Origin of the sequence: Silvibacterium acidisoli, from assembly GCA_022870745.1 — a bacterium.
Classification (GTDB): Bacteria; Acidobacteriota; Terriglobia; order Terriglobales; family Acidobacteriaceae; genus Silvibacterium.
Genome location: CP085323.1, coordinates 2947368 through 2965400, shown reverse-complemented (window position 1 = coordinate 2965400; position 18033 = coordinate 2947368). Strand labels below are relative to the sequence as shown.

The 18033-nt window shown below is 58.7% G+C and carries 18 protein-coding genes; 7 read left to right on the top strand and 11 right to left on the bottom strand.

What is annotated here, in order from left to right; translation table 11 throughout:
• Positions 1-23: 23 nt before the first annotated feature.
• From LJD29_RS12500 to LJD29_RS12485, 4 genes are read left to right on the top strand one after another with little or no spacing between them, the layout of a single operon-like run.
• Positions 24-290 carry a hypothetical protein gene (locus LJD29_RS12500; RefSeq protein ID WP_446741870.1) on the top strand — a complete coding sequence of 89 codons (267 nt, stop codon included), beginning with the start codon at positions 24-26 and terminating at the stop codon, positions 288-290.
• Positions 291-339: 49 nt separating this feature from the next.
• On the top strand, positions 340-1281 hold the full coding sequence (locus tag LJD29_RS12495; protein ID WP_446741869.1) for an ATP-binding cassette domain-containing protein: 942 nt from the start codon (positions 340-342) through the stop codon (positions 1279-1281).
• On the top strand, positions 1274-2086 hold the full coding sequence (locus LJD29_RS12490) for an ABC transporter permease (RefSeq protein WP_446741868.1): 813 nt from the start codon (positions 1274-1276) through the stop codon (positions 2084-2086). Before LJD29_RS12495 ends, LJD29_RS12490 begins: the two co-directional genes overlap by 8 nt.
• A 29-nt stretch (positions 2087-2115) precedes the next feature.
• The gene (locus LJD29_RS12485) at positions 2116-4278 is read left to right on the top strand and encodes a chymotrypsin family serine protease (RefSeq protein WP_446741867.1); all 2163 of its coding nucleotides are present in this window, start codon (positions 2116-2118) and stop codon (positions 4276-4278) included.
• Here the strand turns inward: LJD29_RS12485 and LJD29_RS12480 are convergent.
• Entirely contained in the window at positions 4252-6120 is a 1869-nt protein-coding gene (locus LJD29_RS12480) for an ATP-binding protein (RefSeq protein ID WP_446741866.1), read from the bottom strand. The two genes, LJD29_RS12485 and LJD29_RS12480, sit on opposite strands and share 27 nt — an antisense overlap.
• Positions 6121-6146: 26 nt before the next feature.
• Complete coding sequence (locus tag LJD29_RS12475) at positions 6147-7166, bottom strand: YpdA family putative bacillithiol disulfide reductase (protein WP_446741865.1); 1020 nt, start codon at positions 7164-7166, stop codon at positions 6147-6149.
• Between the two features lie 115 nt (positions 7167-7281).
• Here LJD29_RS12475 and LJD29_RS12470 point away from each other — a divergent pair, with 115 nt between their 5' ends.
• Positions 7282-8805 (top strand): fumarate hydratase, encoded by a 1524-nt coding sequence (locus tag LJD29_RS12470; protein ID WP_446741864.1) that lies wholly within the window; start codon positions 7282-7284, stop codon positions 8803-8805.
• Positions 8806-8863: 58 nt separating this feature from the next.
• Here LJD29_RS12470 and LJD29_RS12465 read toward each other — a convergent pair whose 3' ends face one another.
• Complete coding sequence (locus LJD29_RS12465) at positions 8864-9628, bottom strand: outer membrane protein (RefSeq protein WP_446741863.1); 765 nt, start codon at positions 9626-9628, stop codon at positions 8864-8866.
• 168 nt (positions 9629-9796) lie between these two features.
• Here LJD29_RS12465 and LJD29_RS12460 point away from each other — a divergent pair, with 168 nt between their 5' ends.
• Positions 9797-10432 carry a c-type cytochrome gene (locus LJD29_RS12460; RefSeq protein WP_446741862.1) on the top strand — a complete coding sequence of 212 codons (636 nt, stop codon included), beginning with the start codon at positions 9797-9799 and terminating at the stop codon, positions 10430-10432.
• Between the two features lie 58 nt (positions 10433-10490).
• Here the strand turns inward: LJD29_RS12460 and LJD29_RS12455 are convergent, their stop codons facing one another.
• A complete protein-coding gene (locus LJD29_RS12455; RefSeq protein WP_446741861.1) occupies positions 10491-11729 on the bottom strand; it encodes a DUF481 domain-containing protein in 1239 nt (412 codons plus the stop codon).
• A 313-nt stretch (positions 11730-12042) separates the two neighbouring features.
• On the opposite strand from LJD29_RS12455, the gene mqnC reads away from it, so the two are divergent.
• Positions 12043-13089 carry a cyclic dehypoxanthinyl futalosine synthase gene (gene mqnC, locus LJD29_RS12450; protein WP_446741860.1) on the top strand — a complete coding sequence of 349 codons (1047 nt, stop codon included), beginning with the start codon at positions 12043-12045 and terminating at the stop codon, positions 13087-13089.
• Positions 13090-13929: 840 nt separating this feature from the next.
• Here mqnC and rplQ read toward each other — a convergent pair.
• The 7 genes from rplQ to infA all read right to left on the bottom strand — a co-directional run bounded on the left by rplQ (position 13930) and on the right by infA (position 18022).
• Positions 13930-14403 (bottom strand): 50S ribosomal protein L17, encoded by a 474-nt coding sequence (gene rplQ / locus LJD29_RS12445; RefSeq protein ID WP_446741859.1) that lies wholly within the window; start codon positions 14401-14403, stop codon positions 13930-13932.
• A 165-nt stretch (positions 14404-14568) separates the two neighbouring features.
• On the bottom strand, positions 14569-15660 hold the full coding sequence (locus tag LJD29_RS12440; RefSeq protein WP_446741858.1) for a DNA-directed RNA polymerase subunit alpha: 1092 nt from the start codon (positions 15658-15660) through the stop codon (positions 14569-14571).
• Between the two features lie 142 nt (positions 15661-15802).
• Positions 15803-16432 (bottom strand): 30S ribosomal protein S4, encoded by a 630-nt coding sequence (gene rpsD / locus LJD29_RS12435; protein ID WP_446741857.1) that lies wholly within the window; start codon positions 16430-16432, stop codon positions 15803-15805.
• Between the two features lie 162 nt (positions 16433-16594).
• Entirely contained in the window at positions 16595-17008 is a 414-nt protein-coding gene (gene rpsK / locus LJD29_RS12430) for a 30S ribosomal protein S11 (RefSeq protein ID WP_446741856.1), read from the bottom strand.
• Positions 17009-17011: 3 nt separating this feature from the next.
• Complete coding sequence (gene rpsM, locus LJD29_RS12425; RefSeq protein ID WP_446741855.1) at positions 17012-17392, bottom strand: 30S ribosomal protein S13; 381 nt, start codon at positions 17390-17392, stop codon at positions 17012-17014.
• 164 nt (positions 17393-17556) lie between these two features.
• Positions 17557-17670: a 50S ribosomal protein L36 gene (gene rpmJ, locus LJD29_RS12420; protein ID WP_446741854.1), complete on the bottom strand. Its 114-nt coding sequence runs from the start codon at positions 17668-17670 to the stop codon at positions 17557-17559.
• Positions 17671-17803: 133 nt separating this feature from the next.
• Positions 17804-18022, bottom strand: a complete 219-nt coding sequence (gene infA / locus LJD29_RS12415; protein WP_147648567.1) for a translation initiation factor IF-1 — start codon at positions 18020-18022, stop codon at positions 17804-17806.
• Between the last annotated feature and the right edge of the window lie 11 nt (positions 18023-18033).

The window sequence follows — 18033 nt, the reverse complement described above, 5'->3', positions numbered from 1 at the left end:
CACAGAAACCGCAGGAGTAAGACATGAAATTTGTTTCTGCTGTGGTGAACTTCTTCTTGGATATCTTCTTTGGCTGCCGGCATGAACGCCTTACTCGTCCTTTTACGCTAAAAGACGAGACCTACAAGGTCTGTCTGGAGTGCGGCAGGCACCTCTACTACTCACCAATCACCCTGCGTCCCTTGAGCAACCGCGAGTTGCGCCGCATGCGGCAGGCCCGTACCATCGCGGTTCCGGCGGTTACGGCAGAATTCGTGCCCGCAGGCGACGGTAAAGTCTCCGCAGCCTGAGTATTCTTTGCCGGTACACTGGTAAGGAAAAACGCAGACGGGTGAACTTTTGCCGATTGTTGAAATAGCAGGACTCACCAAGGTTTACGACCAGCAAAAAGTAGCAGCTGTCGACGGGATCGACCTCACCGTCGAGCGCGGCGAGTTGTTTGGGCTGCTTGGCCCGAACGGCGCGGGCAAGACCACGACCATCGGCATCTGCACCACCCGCATTCTGCCCACCAGCGGACGGGTTACGATCGCCGGAGTAGACGTCGTCGCCCAGCCGGCGCAGGCCCGCCGGAATATCGGAGTGGTTCCGCAGTACAACACCCTCGACCGTTCGCTGACGATCTTCGAGAACCTCTATTTTCACTGCCGCTACTTCGGATTCAGCAACGCCGAATCCAGGGAACGCGCCGGTGCCCTGCTGAAGCAGTTCCTGCTGCACGAGAGGGCGAAAAGCTATCCCTCGCAGCTCTCCGGAGGGCTCCAGCAGCGCGTCCAGATCGCCCGCGCCATCGCCCACCGGCCAGCCGTACTGTTTCTCGACGAACCGAGCGCAGGTCTCGATCCCCAGAGCCGCATCGCCATGTGGGATGCCGTCCGCAGGCTGCGTGAAGAAGGCATCACCGTCGTGTTGACGACCCATTACATGGAAGAAGCCGACGCGCTCTGTGACCGGCTTGTAATTATCGACCACGGCAAGGCATTGGCCCTCGATACGCCGGATCGTCTGAAGACGACTCTGGGCGCGAGCACCGTGGTGGAGCTCGACCTGCGTCACTGTGAAAACCTGGCGCCTCTTTCAGAAAAGCTCGGCGCGATTCCGCAGATTGCCAGCGTTGAAACAACTGCCTCCGGACTGCGCCTTTTCGCCCATGGCACGGACGGCCTGCTGCCCGAGATTGTCCGCGCGGCACAGGATTACGGCGTCCGCGATCTATCTATCGACGAGCCCACCCTGGAAACTGTCTTTATCCGGCTAACGGGGAGGGATCTGCGTGAGTAATCTTCAGACTGCAAGGCGCGGTTCGTATGCTGGAGCCTTTGCCGGCTTGATGCTGCGCGATCTGCGCGTGCTGCGGCGCGAACTGGGACCGTTCATCGTGCGCATCATCATGCAGCCGTTGCTGTTCCTCTTTGTTTTCACGTACGTACTGCCGCACATCGGCCAGGCGAACACCATCGGCGGCGCAGACTTTGCCACGGTACTGCTGCCGGGCCTGATGGCGGTCGCAATTATGTTCAGCGGCATCTCGGCCGTGGCGCTGCCTTTGTCGCAGGAGTTCGGTATCACGCGCGAGATCGACGATCGCGTCATGTCTCCTCTGCCTGTACCCTTCGTCGCCATCGAGAAAGTCTGTTTCAGCGCGCTCCAGAGCACCCTTGCCGCGCTGCTGGTAATGCCGTTGGCTATCTACATCCCTACCAACCCGGTACATGTGCACGTGGCGAGCTGGCCGATGCTGGCCGCGACGCTGCTGCTCTCGAGCCTGGTGGCGGGAGCGCTCGGCCTGACCATCGGGGCCAACGTGAAGCCGCAGCAGATCGGGCTGGTCTTCTCGATCGTGGTCGTACCAATCACCTTCCTTGGCTGCGTCTACTATCCGTGGGCGGCGCTCACCCGCGTCCGCTGGCTGCAACTCGCGGTGCTGGTCAACCCGATTGTCTACATGAGTGAAGGCCTGCGCGCGGCGCTCACGCCCAACGTTCCCCATATGTACTCCGGGGTCATCCTGCTGGCTCTTCTCATTTCTTTGCTGGTGCTCGGCTGGATCGGTATTCGCGGATTTCTTCGCCGGGTCATTTCGTAATTCACACTCTAAGTCTAGGATTGTCGTCGATGTTGAAACGGCTCAAGTCATACTCTGCCCTCGCGGCGCCGGCCCTGCTGCTGGCCGGCTGCGGGACCGGGCAGTTCAATGGCATGAGCACAGGCGGTGCGCTGGCTGTTTACGGGTCGGCTTCCAGCATCCCGTCCAATGGACAGGCAAGTTTCCGCGCCCTGCTGCGCTCCGGCGACAGTGCAAACGTCGCATGGACGGTGGTTAGCGGCAATAATGCCTCATCGCTAGGGCAAGGCCACATCAGCGCCCAGGGTATCTACACGCCGCCGGGAGCGCTGTCGCGCGACCGCATCGAGGTGCAGGTTGCCGCGGCTCTGGCCTCAGATCCTGCCGTCACGCAGACGGCGCTGATCGAGGTCACACCAGGCTTCGTCCAGCCGCTGCTTCCTGAGAATGCCGCGCTCACCTCCGGAGGCACACTCGATGTAACGGCTGAAATTGCCGAGGTGAACGCCGGGACGGTTGAGTGGTCGCTCGAGAGCAGGCAGCGCGGCAACAGTATCAGCGATCTTGGCAGCCTGAACGTATCCGGCTGCCAGCGCACGCTCGACCAGTTCACACGATGCAAGGTCAGTTACCTTGCCCCGGCTAATATTCCCGAAAATGGAACGGTCTACCTGGTCGGTTCGGTAAACGGAACGCAGATCACCTCTCCGCTGAAAATCCTGCTCAACCCCAACGGCATCAACAGCAGCCCGCAGATCAATCAATCGGCGCAGGACGGCAGAATTGTCCTTGGCGGCTCAGGCAGCAATGACAATGACTTCGACACCTATCGCGGACACGACGGCGAATCGTACATTGCCGACTGCTGCGGTGGAACACTCGGCGCGCTGGTTGAGGATTCGGCCAAGAACCAGTATGTGCTGAGCAACAATCACGTGCTGGCCGAGTCGGACCAGGCGAAGGTTGGCGACGCCATCGACTCGCCGGGGCTGATCGATAACGGATGCATGCCTGCAAGCCGTGCCGGATCGACCGTACGACCCGTCGCGACGCTTAAGTATTTTCTGCCGCTTGCTGACGAGTCCACGAATGTCGACGCCGCACTGGCAGCAGTGGCTCAGGGCGCGGTCGACCCCTCCGGGCCCATCCTGCAGATGGGAAGCAGTGTGAGGGATTCGCTTGCCTCCGGACCTCCCGTCGCGGGAAATGGCGAAGCTTTGAACGCGGCAAATCTCGGCGAGCTGGAAGTTGCCAAGAGTGGCCGCACCACGGGTCTTACCTGCTCGACAGTCGATGCAGTCGACCTGAGCGTGCGCATCGAATACTACAAGGACTGCGCCGAAACCCAGCCATACACCGCGAAGACATTTACCGGCCAGATCGGCATCGCTGGTGACAGTTTCTCTGACAGCGGGGACTCGGGCGCTCTCATCGTCGACGCCACGAACGCCCAGCCGGTAGGTCTCTTCTTTGCCGGGGGCACCGACGGCAGCGGAAACGGCATGAGCGTGGCAAACCCAATCGGAGACGTGCTTAAGGAACTCAGCGCCAGCGCGGGTACAAAGCTGACGGTCGCAGGAACAGACACGCCGCATCCGGTCGCTTGCATTCGCTACGACAATGCCACGCAGTCCGCCGCGTTCGTGCCTGCTCCGCTCATGGCCCGCGCAAAAACGGTAGCTGAAACCGCAGGAGCGGCGCTGGTGAATCGCGCAGCGGGCGTGTTCTCTGTAGCCGCGGGACGCAGCCTCGACAGTCCGGGAGAAGCGGCGATCATTGTCTACACTGACAAGTCAAAGGGCAACGTCGCGGTCCCGGCTACGGTGGGCGGGCTCCGCACGCAGGTCGTCGCAACGGATGAAGACTCCATCGCACGCGACCGGATGCCGCCGGCACCTGCCCAGGCCGAGGGAATTCACCTGTCGCAGCCGGTACTGAACCAGGCGGAGAATGTCGTCCGGCAATATGCGAAGCAGCTCATGCAGGATCCTGCGATCTTCGGTGCCGGAGTAGCGCAGAGCCTGGACGACCCCACTCAGCCCGCCGTGCTTGTGCTGGTCGACATGGATAAGACGCCCGAGTCGATGCCATTGACTATCGGAGGACTGAGGGTTCGCTACCGCAGAATGCATCACTTCCACGTGACGCGGTCAAAGTACCTGAACGGACCGGCGGTTTCGAGCTGCTCACTGCGCGGGATTCCCGCCTCGTAAACCGTCTGGTTTTTCTTCCGGAATCGGAAAGAACACGGTGAACACGGTTCCTCCCGGCCTGTCCGCACTGCGCTCCAGGCTGCGTACGAAGACCGTGCCGCGATGCTTGGCGATAATCTCCGCACTCACCCAGAGGCCAAGGCCGGTGCCGGTTGCATCCTTGGTCGTAAAGAAGGGTTCGAAGATTCTCCGCTTTACATCGGGCCTCATACCGGTGCCGGTATCGGCAACGGTCACGCGGACGCCCTTAACCTCGGGATTTCGCGCGGAATGGGCCGCTCGCACCCTTAGCAGCAGGCGTCCACCATCCGGACTCATCGCATCGAGCGCGTTGCCGATGAGGTTTGCAAAGAGCTGGCGAAGCTCACCAGCGAAGCAATAGAGCGGCGTTTCTTCTTCATAGCAGCGGATCACCTCCACCTGGAGCGAGCTGACCCGCCCCTGGTGCAATGTGAGCACGGAGTCGAGCAGTTCGCTCAGTGTGGTCATTACGGCAACCGTCGACTGGCGGTAGAAGCGCAGCGTCTGCTGCGTAATCTCGGAAACGCGCGCCACCTCGTGCTGCGCCATGTCGAGATAATGAGCTGATTCCTCGTCGAGTTTGCCCTGCCGCAACAGGAAGAGCAGATTCGTAATCGCCTCGAGTGGATTGTTGATCTCGTGCGCGATCGAGGCTGCAAGACGTCCGGCAGCGGCCAGTTTCTCCGACTTGCGCAGGGCATCTTCGGAGCGGTGGCGCTCGGTGGTATCCACAAGAATGACACCTACCCACCGGACAGTCTGCGTATCCGTGCGAACGGGATAAACATTGGCAAGCCAGCTCCGCGCCCGCAGTATTTCATCGAGAGAACCTTCGATCAGTTCGAGATCCCGAACCGCCTGCCCGGTCTCGAAGACACGCTCGATTGCGTTCTCAAGGCTGCGGCTGGCTACCTCTGGAAAGATCTCCGCTACGGTGCGGCCAAGGTGGCGGCTGACGGCGAGGCCGTTCATCCTCGCCATGAAATGATTCACGCGCACGAAACGCAGCTTGCGGTCGAAGAACGCGAAACCGATGGGAGCATTGGCCAGCATCGAATCGAGCAATGCAAGCGTATCGTTGAGCCCCGCGCGCTGCTCCTGGATCGACGCGACCATCAGGTTGAACGCCATGGTGAGTCCAGCCACTTCGTTCGTGGATGTGACCGGCAGTGGAAATGACGATGTGTCCTCGGGATTGCGGACGAGCTGACGTGTCGCGCGGGTAAGCACGCTCAACGGCTTGGCAATCGAACGCGCAAGCAGACTGGCAAATATCGTGCAGCTGACGATGCCGAAGATCGCCGAGAGCAGCCCGATACCCAGCACCTTTCTTTCCTGGGCCAGGTCAACGCTATCGTTCGAGTAAACCCAGATCAGGGCCTGCTGCGCACCATTCGCTATAACAGGCGCAACAACCTCCCGGTTGTGGGCATCAGTAGAGAAGATCTGTGGACCAGGCAGGTTTCGCAGGTACTTTCGCTCGAGCGGAGACAGCAGGATCTTACCTTCCGTACTCGGCTCTGTGCTGTAAAGGGTCCTGCCCTGCATATCCGTGAGCTGGGCAGCGCGCACACTCGGAGCCTGTCGCATGGCATGAAGAATCTGCCGGAGCATGGCGAATTCATGGTCCTGAAGTGCGTCGGCACTCTCAAGTGAGAATAGGCGCGCCTGGTATTCGAGCCGGCGATCGGCACGCTGAACGATCTGCATCCGCTGCTCACGCAGAAGCAGGATTGCAAACACTGACAGCACGACGAGCTCGAAGAGGACGAGTCCGGCCATCAATTGCCCGCGCGTAGTTCGAGGCTTCAGTATCGACATGCTCAATCGTTCCGGTTGCGAAGCAATCAGCTGGCTCCCGCCGCGACGACGCTTTCAGCAAGTTTGCGCTTCAGGTCCTCAGCAATCTGGCGGCCATGAAAACGGCCGTTCTCGATGAATATTTCATTGGTGCGGCTTCCGGCCACGATCACTCCGGCAAGGTAGATGCCGGGCACATTACTCTCAAGCGATTGCACGTCGCAGCAGGGCAGCATGTCGTTGCCCTCGATGCGTACCCCCAATCCTTTTAGGAAATGGAAGTCGGGGTGATAGCCGGTAAGCGCAAAGACAAAGTCGTTGTGCAGAACCTTCTCTCCCTGCGGCGTCTGAATCGTCACCGTGTCGGGATCGATCCGCGAAACGGTGCTGTCGAAGTGTGCGGCCACTTCCTTGTTCTTGATGCGATTCTCAATGTCCGGGAGGATCCAGTACTTCACGTGACGATGCATTGCCGGACCGCGGTGCACAAGCGTAACTTTCGCGCCATGGCGCCACAGTTCCAGAGCAGCGATGGCTGCTGAGTTCTTGCCTCCGATCACCATCACATCGAGCCCGTAGAAAGGGTGCGGATCGTCATAGTAGTGATGCACCTTGGGCAGGTCTTCGCCGGGGATGTTCAGATAGTTCGGCAGATCATAGTAGCCGGTAGCGATAATCAGCTTCCGCGAGCGATATGTCTCTTCCCTGCCGAATTGATCCTTTGTGAGAATCGAGAAGTTGTCGTCGGTCCCCGTCACCGACTCCACCGTGCGGTACTGGCGCACATCGAGCTTGTAGTGATCCGCAACCTTGCGGTAATACTCGAGAGCCTCGTTACGGTTCGGCTTCTGGTTTGGGCTGGGAAACGGAATATCGCCGATCTCCAGCAGCTCCGGCGTCGTAAAGAACGTCATGTGCGACGGATAGTGAAAGAGTGAGTTGCAGAGGCATCCCTTATCGACCATCACACTGCGGAAGCCCGCGCGCTGGGCCTCGATTGCGCAGGCCATGCCGGTGGGACCGGCTCCGATCACCAGGACGTCAAAGGTTTCATCACTCATTTCCATAGCTTAGACGATTCTTTCCGCCGGTGGCTGCACAGCGCTGAGACTCGCTCTCCAGGGTATGCCCTGTCACAGCAGCTTTCTGCCTGCTCATTTAGTCTTGAGTAGAGAGAATCTTATGGTCACCATCCAGCAGGAAGACTTCATCGAGAGCGTCGCAAACGCCCTCCAGTACATCAGCTATTACCATCCGGTCGACTACATCCAGGGACTGGCGCGGGCCTACGACCTCGAAGAATCGCCCGCCGCCCGCGATGCAATGGCGCAGATCCTCATCAACTCGCGCATGTGCGCGGAGGGCCATCGCCCCATCTGCCAGGACACCGGCATCGTCACCGTCTTCCTGAAGATCGGCATGGGCGTCCGCTGGAACTCGGAGCTCACAGTCGAAGAGATGGTGAACGAGGGCGTGCGCCGCGCCTACCTGCATCCGGACAACAAGCTGCGCGCCTCGATCCTTGCCGATCCTGCCTTCAGCCGGAAAAACACGAAGGACAATACCCCCGCCGTCGTGAACATCGAGCTGGTACGCGGCGACGAAGTCGAAGTCACGGTCGCAGCCAAGGGCGGCGGCTCCGAAGCCAAGTCGAAGTTCGCCATGCTTAATCCGTCGGACTCGATCATTGACTGGGTGCTGAAGACCGTTCCCACCATGGGCGCAGGCTGGTGCCCGCCGGGCATGCTCGGCATCGGCATCGGCGGCACGGCGGAAAAGGCGATGCTGCTGGCTAAGGAATCGCTGATGGACCCGATCGATATCCAGGATGTAATCGCGCGCGGTCCCGCGAACAAGCTCGAAGAGATGCGCGTCGAGCTCTATCGCAAGGTCAATGAACTCGGTATCGGCGCGCAGGGTCTCGGCGGCCTCACGACCGTTCTCGACGTGAAGATTCGCGATTACCCGACGCACGCTGCAAACCTGCCTGTGGCAATGATTCCCAACTGCGCGGCCACCCGCCACGCTCACTTCGTGCTCGACGGCTCCGGTCCGGTAGCGCTCGAACCGCCTTCGCTCGAAGACTGGCCGACGCTCACCTATGACGTCAGCACGGCACGCCGCGTGAATCTGGACACCGTCACGCCTGAAGAAGTTGCCGCCTGGAAGCCGGGCGAGGTCCTGCTGCTGAACGGCAAGCTGTTAACCGGCCGCGACGCCGCTCACAAGCGCATGACCGACATGCTGAGCCGCGGCGAGAAGCTGCCGGTGGACTTCACCAATCGCTTCATCTACTACGTCGGCCCCGTCGATCCGGTTGGCGAAGAAGTTGTTGGCCCGGCAGGCCCCACGACCGCCACGCGCATGGACAAGTTTACCCGCCAGATGCTCGAAGAAACCGGCCTGCTTGGCATGGTCGGCAAGGCCGAGCGCGGACAGGCGGCAATCGATGCCATCCGCGACAACCACGCCGTATACCTGATGGCCGTGGGAGGCGCCGCTTATCTCGTATCGAAGGCCATCAAGGGATCGCGCGTGCTTGCCTTTGAAGACCTGGGCATGGAAGCGATTTATGAATTCGAGGTAAAGGACATGCCGGTGACCGTGGCTGTCGATGCCGCAGGCGTGTCCGTGCACCAGACTGGACCGCAGGAGTGGCAGGCACGCATCCAGTCGAAGATCGCCGGAATCCCAATTCTGGCGTAGTCACTCAATGAAAACGGCCGTGTCCGAGGACACGGCCGTTCTTTTTACTCTAAGTGGACTAGCGATGTCCGAAGCGATAGACCATCCCGGCGTTCCAGCCCAGATTGTTCTGGGTGTCGCTGCCGTAGCGGGTATACATGTAGTTCGGCGATAGCCGCATGGCCAGAGTCGGCGTGATGTTGTAATCCACGCTCGCCCCCACCGCAAACTGGAAAGTGTCGCCGTTCGGATAGAGGCCGACCGTTGTCGGGTCGAATCCGTTGGTGCCGGTGCCAAAGTTTCCGTGACCGAGACCTGCCAGGCCGAACGCGCTCCAACCCCAGTGCTGGCCCTCAAAGAAGCGGTACTGCGGACCCGCCATAAAGGTGTACTGGCTGATGCTGGGCTTGAAAACCTGGAACTGGTTCACACCGACAAACGCCGTTCCGTAGTAGCCACGGAAATCGGCCGTTACGCCCAGGTTGCCCCACTTGTAATCCGTGATGCCCACATTCCAGTTGGCTTCGCTGTTGTGCTGAAGATAGGACCCCGGACGAAAGCGCGTGTATCCGCCGCCTGCATAGAACTCATACTGGCGGCTGTAGGTGTCGCGGATGATCTGCTGGATGCGCAGCTTGCGGCGAGCCATGACGCGCTGCTGGGCCTGGCGCAAAACTTCGGAGCGCTGGGACGGCGGAATCGTCTGCTGGCTGTTGGTCTGCTGATCGGGGGACTGCAGAGGCTGATCTGTCGAAGACTGTGCCCAGCCTGCCATCGGAGCCATAGCAAGAGCCAGGGCCAAAACCGGATACGCGCGGTATCCCTTACGCTTTCCAAAAAACATGAACCTAGAAGCCTCCACAACCTGCTGCATGCGGGAGCGAAAAAAGCGCAATACCCCGCTTACTGTATTAAATCACTTGCCAGCGGCCCTGCGTCCCTGCTTTGCTGGGATTGCTGCTAAAGTCTTGGCGATGCTGAGACCATCTCACCCTGAAGGCACAAAGATCGCATGAAGACTTTTTTGCTGGGCCTGATTCTCGGGCTGTTGACGCTTCCCCTCGCCGGCTACTTCTATTTTCGTACAGGACACCCTCCTGTGGCGGTCACCGACCATCCTTTTCTGCTGGAAAAAGAAATTGTGCGCCAGCCCCTTCATGCACGCATCGACAAAGAAATGCCTAAAACGGCTCCTATCGAGGCCAGCGCAACGAATCTGGAAGCGGGAGCCCATATCTACCGCCAGCAGTGCGCCTCCTGCCATGGCCTCTACGGGCGCCCATCTTCCTTTGCAGCGCATATGTACCCTCACGCACCCCAGCTCTGGGCGCCGCATAGCAGCGGCGTGGTGGGGGTAAGCGACGATCCGCCGGGAGAGACCTACTGGAAGGTTGCAAACGGCATCCGGCTGACCGGCATGCCTGCTTTTGACAAGGTGTTGAATCAGACGCAGATGTGGCAAGTCAGCCTGCTGCTCGCCCATGCCGACCAGCCGCTTCCGGCTGATGCGCTTACGTTGTTGAAGCAGCCTCTCGACCTTGACCCCACCGCAGCTTCGCCTGCGCCGCAGTCGACCGCACCCGCGCAGAAGATCACGGACCTGAAGCTCGACGCCATGCCCTCGCCGATTCCACCCGACGGAAAGTAAGCCGCCAAATGGAAATGGCCCGGAGATTCCGGGCCATTTCTATTTGAGCGGTTAAAGCTTAGTAGGTCGATTTTGCGGTGTAGGTGATTCCAAATGTGAACTGGAAGGAATTCCGCTTCGTGGACGGCACGGCCGGGGCCGGATCGTTCAGGTAGGTGTCGAGTGTGCCTACAGTGAAACCGAAGTTCTTGTAGGCCGGAAAGGTAAGCCCATCGGTTTCCGTTGCAGAGTAAGCGCGCGGGGTGTTGTAGGCGGGGATGAAGGAGACCTGCTGTGCGAAGGCGATCTTGCCTGGCAACGTGCGCGTGTAGTTTGCGCTGAAGGTCGAACCGATCAGGTTCTGGTTAGCCGCAGTATCGTCTCCGATAAAGCTCTGCTTCTCATACTGCACGGTAGCCTTCAGATCGAGTTCCTGCTTGGGATCCTTGATCGCCGTCCAACCGATACCACCCCCGTAGATCTGCTGCAGATCGAGGAGGAGGCTGAAGTTGTGATCGAAGGCGGCCTGGCCAAGATAGTAAAGCCGGGGCGAGAAGTACTGATCGCGCTCAGCATCGGCATGGTAGATGGAGGTCTTCGTGTTGGTTTCCGGATAGAATACGCCGCCCGAAGTATAGGCATTCTGCGTGATTTTTCCATAGGACCCGGAGAAGTCAGCCGTGGTGCGGTTTTTCGGATCGAGCCAGGTCACGGTCGGCACCACACGCACGAGCGCGGCTGCTCCCGAGAAGGTGTACTGGTTCTGGGTTGACGAGACGGTCGTCGCGCCTGCCGTCATCGTCCCATTCCATCCCTGGAAGAACCCCGGATGCCCGCGAAGCTGCTTGTTCACCGTGTTCTCGTCGAGCACATACGCGGCATTCTTCACCGGGATCGGCTCGATCATCGCGTTGTTATCCGGATGAACGGTGATCATGGAATTCGCCATCGTGACCGTGCCTTCCGGCGTATTCGCGGGCAGCTTGTCCTTCTTCTTCATCTTGCCGGTGACAGACTGATCGAGGACGACGAGCTTCGAACCGGTGCGCAGTTCCTTGATCTTGTCCCAGCTGACATTGATGTCGCCGGTAATGTCGTTATGGAAGGTAACGGTGCCACCAACCTCGCGGACAAAGGTACCAGACAACTGATCGCCGTTTTGAAAGATGATCACATCAGGAGCAGGCTTGGCCGCATTTTTCGCTCCGTCTGCTCCGTCGGCTGCAAAGGCGTAGCCCGAACCCAAGAGAAGCAGTGCGAACGCTGCAAGCAGAAAGGTGATGGGCAATGAACGTGGAGATCTGGTGGCCAGATTCATAAAGAAGGTCTTAGCTCCTGCGGTGAATTTATGTGGTTGAGGCAGTCCGCAGACCACCGTCGTGGATAAAAGCCCAGACGATTCCGGATACTGAACGACTGATTTGTAGAGGCAAAACCGGGTCGCAAGATCAGAAACACTGATCCTTACAAACCTCAGAATACAAATTTTGCGTCAGCGGTTGTCCCCGCGATCAACAAACAATTTGTTCGGCGATTTTGTTCAGTTTATCGAGCAAAACTTTTATGTCTTTTGAAAGCATAGACTTCTGGAACCCTTTGAGGTCCGGCGTAAGTTCTTCTAAGATGGATATGTGTCTATTACTCGTCAACAGGCTTTGGATTATTTCCGCTCCGACGATCTGATCGGACTGGGCATGGAAGCCGATGCCCTGCGGCGCAAGCTCCACCCGGAAGGGGTGGTGACCTACATCATCGACCGCAATATCAACTACACCAATTTCTGCACCGAATACTGCACCTTCTGCGCCTTCTATCGCCCGCTCAAGGGCAAGATGGCCAGCGAAGGCTACATCCTCGACTTCGACACGATCCACGAGAAAATTCGCGAGACCGTCGAACTCGGCGGCACCGGTGTACTGATGCAGGGCGGCCTTCATCCCGATCTCAAAATCGAATGGTTCGAGAGCCTGCTGCGCGGCATCCGCGAACGCTATCCGCAGGTGTGGCTGCACTGCTTCTCGGCATCTGAAATTCTGGCCATTGCCGAGTACAGCGAACTCTCCGTCCGCGATACGATCATGCGCCTGCGTGATGCCGGACTCGACTCGATCCCCGGCGGCGGAGCAGAGATTCTCGACGACGAAGTTCGCCATAAGATCGCTCGCCTGAAGTGCAAGACCGAAGACTGGCTGCTCGTACACCGCACCGCTCACGAGCTGGGCATGCGTACGACGGCAACAATGATGTTCGGCGTAGGCGAAACCTTCGAGCACCGCGTGAACCACTTCGAACACGTGCGCCGCCTGCAGGAAGAGACCGGCGGATTCACGGCATTCATCCCATGGAGCTTCCAGCCGAACAACACCGCGCTCGGCGGACGCGGCTGGGACGAAGCGACTTCAGTCGAATATCTCAAGACACTGGCCATCTCGCGCCTCTACCTCTCGAACATCGAGAACGTACAGGCAAGCTGGGTGACACAGGGCCTGAAAGTTCTGCAGTTAGGCCTGCGCTTCGGCGGAAATGACGTCGGGTCGGTGATGCTCGAAGAAAACGTCGTCAAGGCTGCGGGAACCTCAAACTGCACTACGGAAGAAGAGCTACGCAGGGTAATCCGCGACGCCGGCTTCAAGCCCGTGCAACGCGATACGCTGTACACAACAATGTTTCTGAACTAGCTTCTGCTCTTCAAACAGCGAACGGCGCACCCGCAGGGTGCGCCGTTGTTGTTTATGGAAGAAAATGGGTGCCCCATCCATGACCTGCTGTTGGTCATGGGTGGGGACGATGCTTATACGGGTTCAGAACCCAACCATGACGATAAAACTGCCATGGATGAGGCACCTGTGATGTCTTCCAAAACGGACTTTTCCGGAAATCACTCAAGGAAGTAGGAACACTGTTGCTTTACCGCGTGATCGAGGATCCCAACCGTTCTTAAGAGCTTGTTGTACGTCCTCTTGGATCGTTTTCTCAGAAACACGCGGACGTTGTGGCAGAGGCAATGGACTGCCTAATGAATTTCTCGGGTAAGGATACTGCAAAATGAGTTCGCGCCCGGTTTGATCCTCGGCCTGAACCGCGATGCAGACGCCCTTATACCCGTGGTCCGTAGACCAGAGAGGCTCGCTGATTAGACGCCAGTTAAGACTCAGCTCTTCGACTGCGATACTGCCTTGAAGGGTCCGCGTCCGCCTCTTTTTCTGACCGTGCATGAGAACTCTCCCGTTGGACATAGTAAACGCAGGCCGGGTGCCCCATCCAAGCTCCGCTTGGGTGGGATGCGATGATGCCCAGACCACCAAGACCTATGATCTCCTTCTCAGAACGACGCAACTCAGAACCGGCGACATAAACGTCCTGCTCTCCCACCCAAGCGTAGCTTGGATGGGGCACCCGTTTTGGTGGCGGGACGAGAGTAGAGATTCCTCGCTTCGTTCGGAATGACAAGACGAAAGTGTCGGCGCAAAACAAAAGCGCATCCTCGCGGATGCGCTTTTGTAGTTCTTGCGAACGGCTTAAGCCTGGGGCTCTTCGCCAGCCTGCTGCTGCTGTTCGGCGAGTGCCTTCTGCAGCTCTTCGCGCTTCTTCTCGCGAACTTCTGCACGCTTCTGGCGCTTCTCGTCGAGAACCGCTTCAGCACCGAGCAGCTCGATGAAGGCCTTTTCCGCTCCGTCACCCTTCTGGAAGCCGGTGCGGACGATGCGGAGGTATCCGCCGTTGCGATCGCCGTAGCGCGGAGCCACGGTGTCGAACAGGCGGGTGACCGCTTCGCGGGTCTGCAGGAAAGCCAGGGCCTGACGGCGCGAGTGAACGTCGCCCTTCTTGCCCAGGGTAATCATCTTCTCTACGTGAGGACGCACCGCCTTCGCTTTGGTGATGGTGGTCTCGACACGATCTTCCAGGACGATAGAGGTGACCAGGTTGCGCAGCAGAGCGCGGCGGTGGCTGGTGTTCCGTCCGAGTTTGAATCCGGCATTGCGATGACGCATGGTAGTTCTCTCTTCTCAGGGCACAGAGCTCAGGGCTCGGGGCTCAGGGTTCGTCCCCAGCCATTCGTCTGCGCTCGTTCTGCCAGTAATGTAGTACTGCAATAAATCTTCGATTCCTGCACCCGGAGCCGGTGATTGCCTGGCTCCGGGCTTGATACCTGTTACTTAGAAGTTTTCTGTCTCACTCTGCAGTGCCAGGTCGTCGTCGAGATCATCTTCCTCGTCATCGAAGCTGCCGTAGCTGCCGGCAAGCGTCGTGGAAGGCAGAACACTGGTCGGTCCCGGTACGGCGTTGCCGTGCTCGTCGATCTTCATGCCGAGCGACAGGCCCATCTGAGCCAGGATTTCCTTGATCTCGTTCAGCGACTTGCGACCGAAGTTCTTGGTCTTCAGCATCTCGGCTTCGGTCTTCTGAACCAGCTCGCCGATGGTCTGAATGTTCGCGTTCTTCAGGCAGTTGTAGCTGCGAACGCTGAGCTCCAGCTCTTCGACCGAGCGGTTCAGGTTCTCATTGCGCAGTTGCATGCGGCCTTCTTCGGAGTGGCTCTCGGTTTCGATTTCCTCTTCGAAGTTGATGAAGATGCTCATGTGATCCTTGAGCAGCTTCGCCGCGAGACCAATAGCATCGGCCGGCAGAACCGAACCGTTGCCCCAGACCTCAATCGTGAGCTTGTCGTAGTCGGTGATCTGACCAAGACGGGCAGCTTCGACCACGTAGTTCACCTTGCGTACAGGCGAGTGAACCGAGTCAACCGGGATGAAACCGATTCCCAGGTCAGAGTCGAAGTTCTTGTCAGCAGAGATATAGCCGCGGCCCTTCTTGAGGCGCATTTCCATATCCAGCTTGCCGCCTTCGCTGACGGTGGCGATATAAACATCCTTGTCCAGGATTTCGACGTCTCCGTCAGCCTCGATCATGCCGGAGGTGACAACACCCGGCTGATCGGCGCGGAGATACAGCGCCTTCGGACCCTCACCATTCAACTTGAACGGAACCTGCTTCAGGTTGAGGATGATGTCGGTCGCGTCTTCCACAACTCCAGTGATCGACTGGAACTCGTGCAGAACGCCTTCGATTTTGACAGCCGTAACGGCTGCGCCTTCGATCGACGACAGCAGCGTGCGGCGAAGCGCATTGCCGATGGTCGTTCCGAAGCCGCGCTCAAAAGGCTGTGCACTGAACTTGCCGTACTTTTCCGTAAGTGTCTCTGCCTCTACAGCGAGACGTTTCGGTCTTTGAAATCCTCTCCAAAGCATGTCGATATCACCTTTCGTGCGCAGCAAACGCCGCGAAGCATTTTGCAACGGCTGCGCTCGTTTCTCCGTTCGATTGAGTTGTGTACTGCTCTGCTTTTACTGCTTCCCCGCCCCGGCGCGCTGCCGGGGCAGGGCTTAAACCTTACTTGCTGTACAGTTCGACGATCAGCTGCTCGTTGACCGGCAGGTTGATATCCTCGCGATTCGGCAGTGCGAGAACCTTACCCGACAGGTTGGCGGCATCGATCGACAACCAGCTCGGTGCTGCCTGGTGGCTGGCAAACTCACGCGCACCCTCGACAACGACCAGCTTCTGGCTGTTCGGACGAACCTTGATCTCGTCGCCCACGCTCACCTGGAACGAGGGGATGTTCACCTTGCGGCCGTTGACCTCAACGTGACCGTGGCGGACGATCTGACGTGCCTGGCGGCGCGACATCGCGAAGCCGAGGCGGAAGGCCACATTGTCCAGGCGGCATTCGAGCTGCTGCAGCAGGCGAAGACCGGTAACACCCTGGGAGCGCGATGCCTTCTCGTAATACTCGCGGAACTGGCCTTCGAGAGCGAAGTAGATGCGCTTTGCCTTCTGCTTTTCACGCAGCTGCAGGCCGTATCCAACGATCTTGGCCTTGCGGTCGCGGCCATGCTGGCCGGGGGCAAAATTACGCTTCTCGATGGCGCACTTCTCGGTGTAGCACTTGGCGCCCTTCAAAAAAAGCTTGGTGCCTTCGCGACGGCAAAGGCGGCAGACTGCTCCTGTATAACGTGCCAATTTCTTTCTCCATCTTCCGCCCGGCCCTTGGACGGAAATCTAAATTTCAGAGGCCGACTGGTTTACACGCTGGCGTGCGTCTCGTCCCAGTCCTTTGGCTTTCGCCAATGTCTTGCACAGGATGGAGCGAAAACCCAACTCCATCCTGCTTATTTTACAGCCTTACACCCTGCGGCGCTTCGGCGGACGGCAGCCGTTGTGCGGAATCGGGGTAATGTCGCGGATGGAGCGAACCTCGATACCGGCAGCAGCGAGTGCGCGGACAGCCGATTCGCGGCCCGAACCCGGTCCGCTGACGCGAACATCGACCGAACGCAGACCATGATCGCGCGCCTGGTTGGCGGCGTTCACGGCAGCCTGCTGGGCTGCGAAGGGAGTTCCCTTACGCGATCCGCGGAAGCCGAGCGAACCCGAGCTCTTCCACGAGATGGTGTTGCCCTGGCCGTCCGTGATGGTCACGATGGTGTTGTTGAAAGTAGCCTGGATATAAACCAGACCGTAAGGAACATTTTTCCGTTCCCGCTTCTTGAACTTCTTGTTCTTGCCGGCCTTGCCGGCGCCCTGTGCCTTAGCCATCGCTTACTTCGTCGCTTTCTTCTTGCCTGCCACTGTGCCCTTGCGCGGACCCTTACGGGTACGAGCATTGGTGTGCGTGCGCTGCCCGCGAACGGGCAGGCCGCGACGATGGCGCAGACCGCGGAAAGACTGAATGTCGATAAGACGCTTGATGTGCATCGAGACGTCCTTGCGAAGGTCGCCTTCGACGTTGCCTTCGGCCTCGATGACCTGACGGATACGGTTTACCTCGTCTTCGCTGAGGTCCTGAATCTTCTTGAATGGGTCAACATTCGCAGCAGTCAGGATGCGCAGCGCGCGGGGGTTACCGATCCCGTAAATGTATGTGAGTCCAATCCGCGCCTGCTTGTTACGGGGCAGATCGACACCAGCAACACGTGCCATGCTTCTTCCTTATAAGCTCCGTAAATCTCTTCCGGAGCGGCTATGCCGTTACCCTTCGGGTAGAGCGGCGGTGAGTGAGCCGGGGGTTCATCGCAAGCCTTGACTTCAGCTAACTAGCCCCTGCCCTTGCGGGCTCGACTCGCAGTGACAGAAACGGCGGCAGGTTAACCCTGGCGCTGCTTGTGCTTCGCGACTTCGCAAATGACACGCACCGTACCGTTACGATGAATGACCTTGCACTTGTCACAAATCTTCTTTACCGATGCACGAACCTTCATGAGACAGCTCCCAGCTTCTAGCTTTCAGCTATTAGCTTGTTTCTTCAAGCCTTCGAAACCTGCCATTCGAAGAGACTCAAAAACTTCGATTTTCAACCGGCCCAGCCACAAGCTGGCGGCTGAAAGCTACCGGCTACTTGTAACGGTAGACGATCCGTCCGCGGGTGAGATCGTACGGACTGAGCTCCACTGCTACACGATCGCCGGGAAGAATACGGATAAAATTCTTCCGCATTCGGCCCGAAACATGCGCCAGAACCTGGTGCTTGTTTTCGAGCTCAACTTTGAACATGGCATTAGGCAGCGTCTCAAGGACCACTGCCATTACCTCAATCGCGTCTTCCTTCGACAAACCTTTTTCCC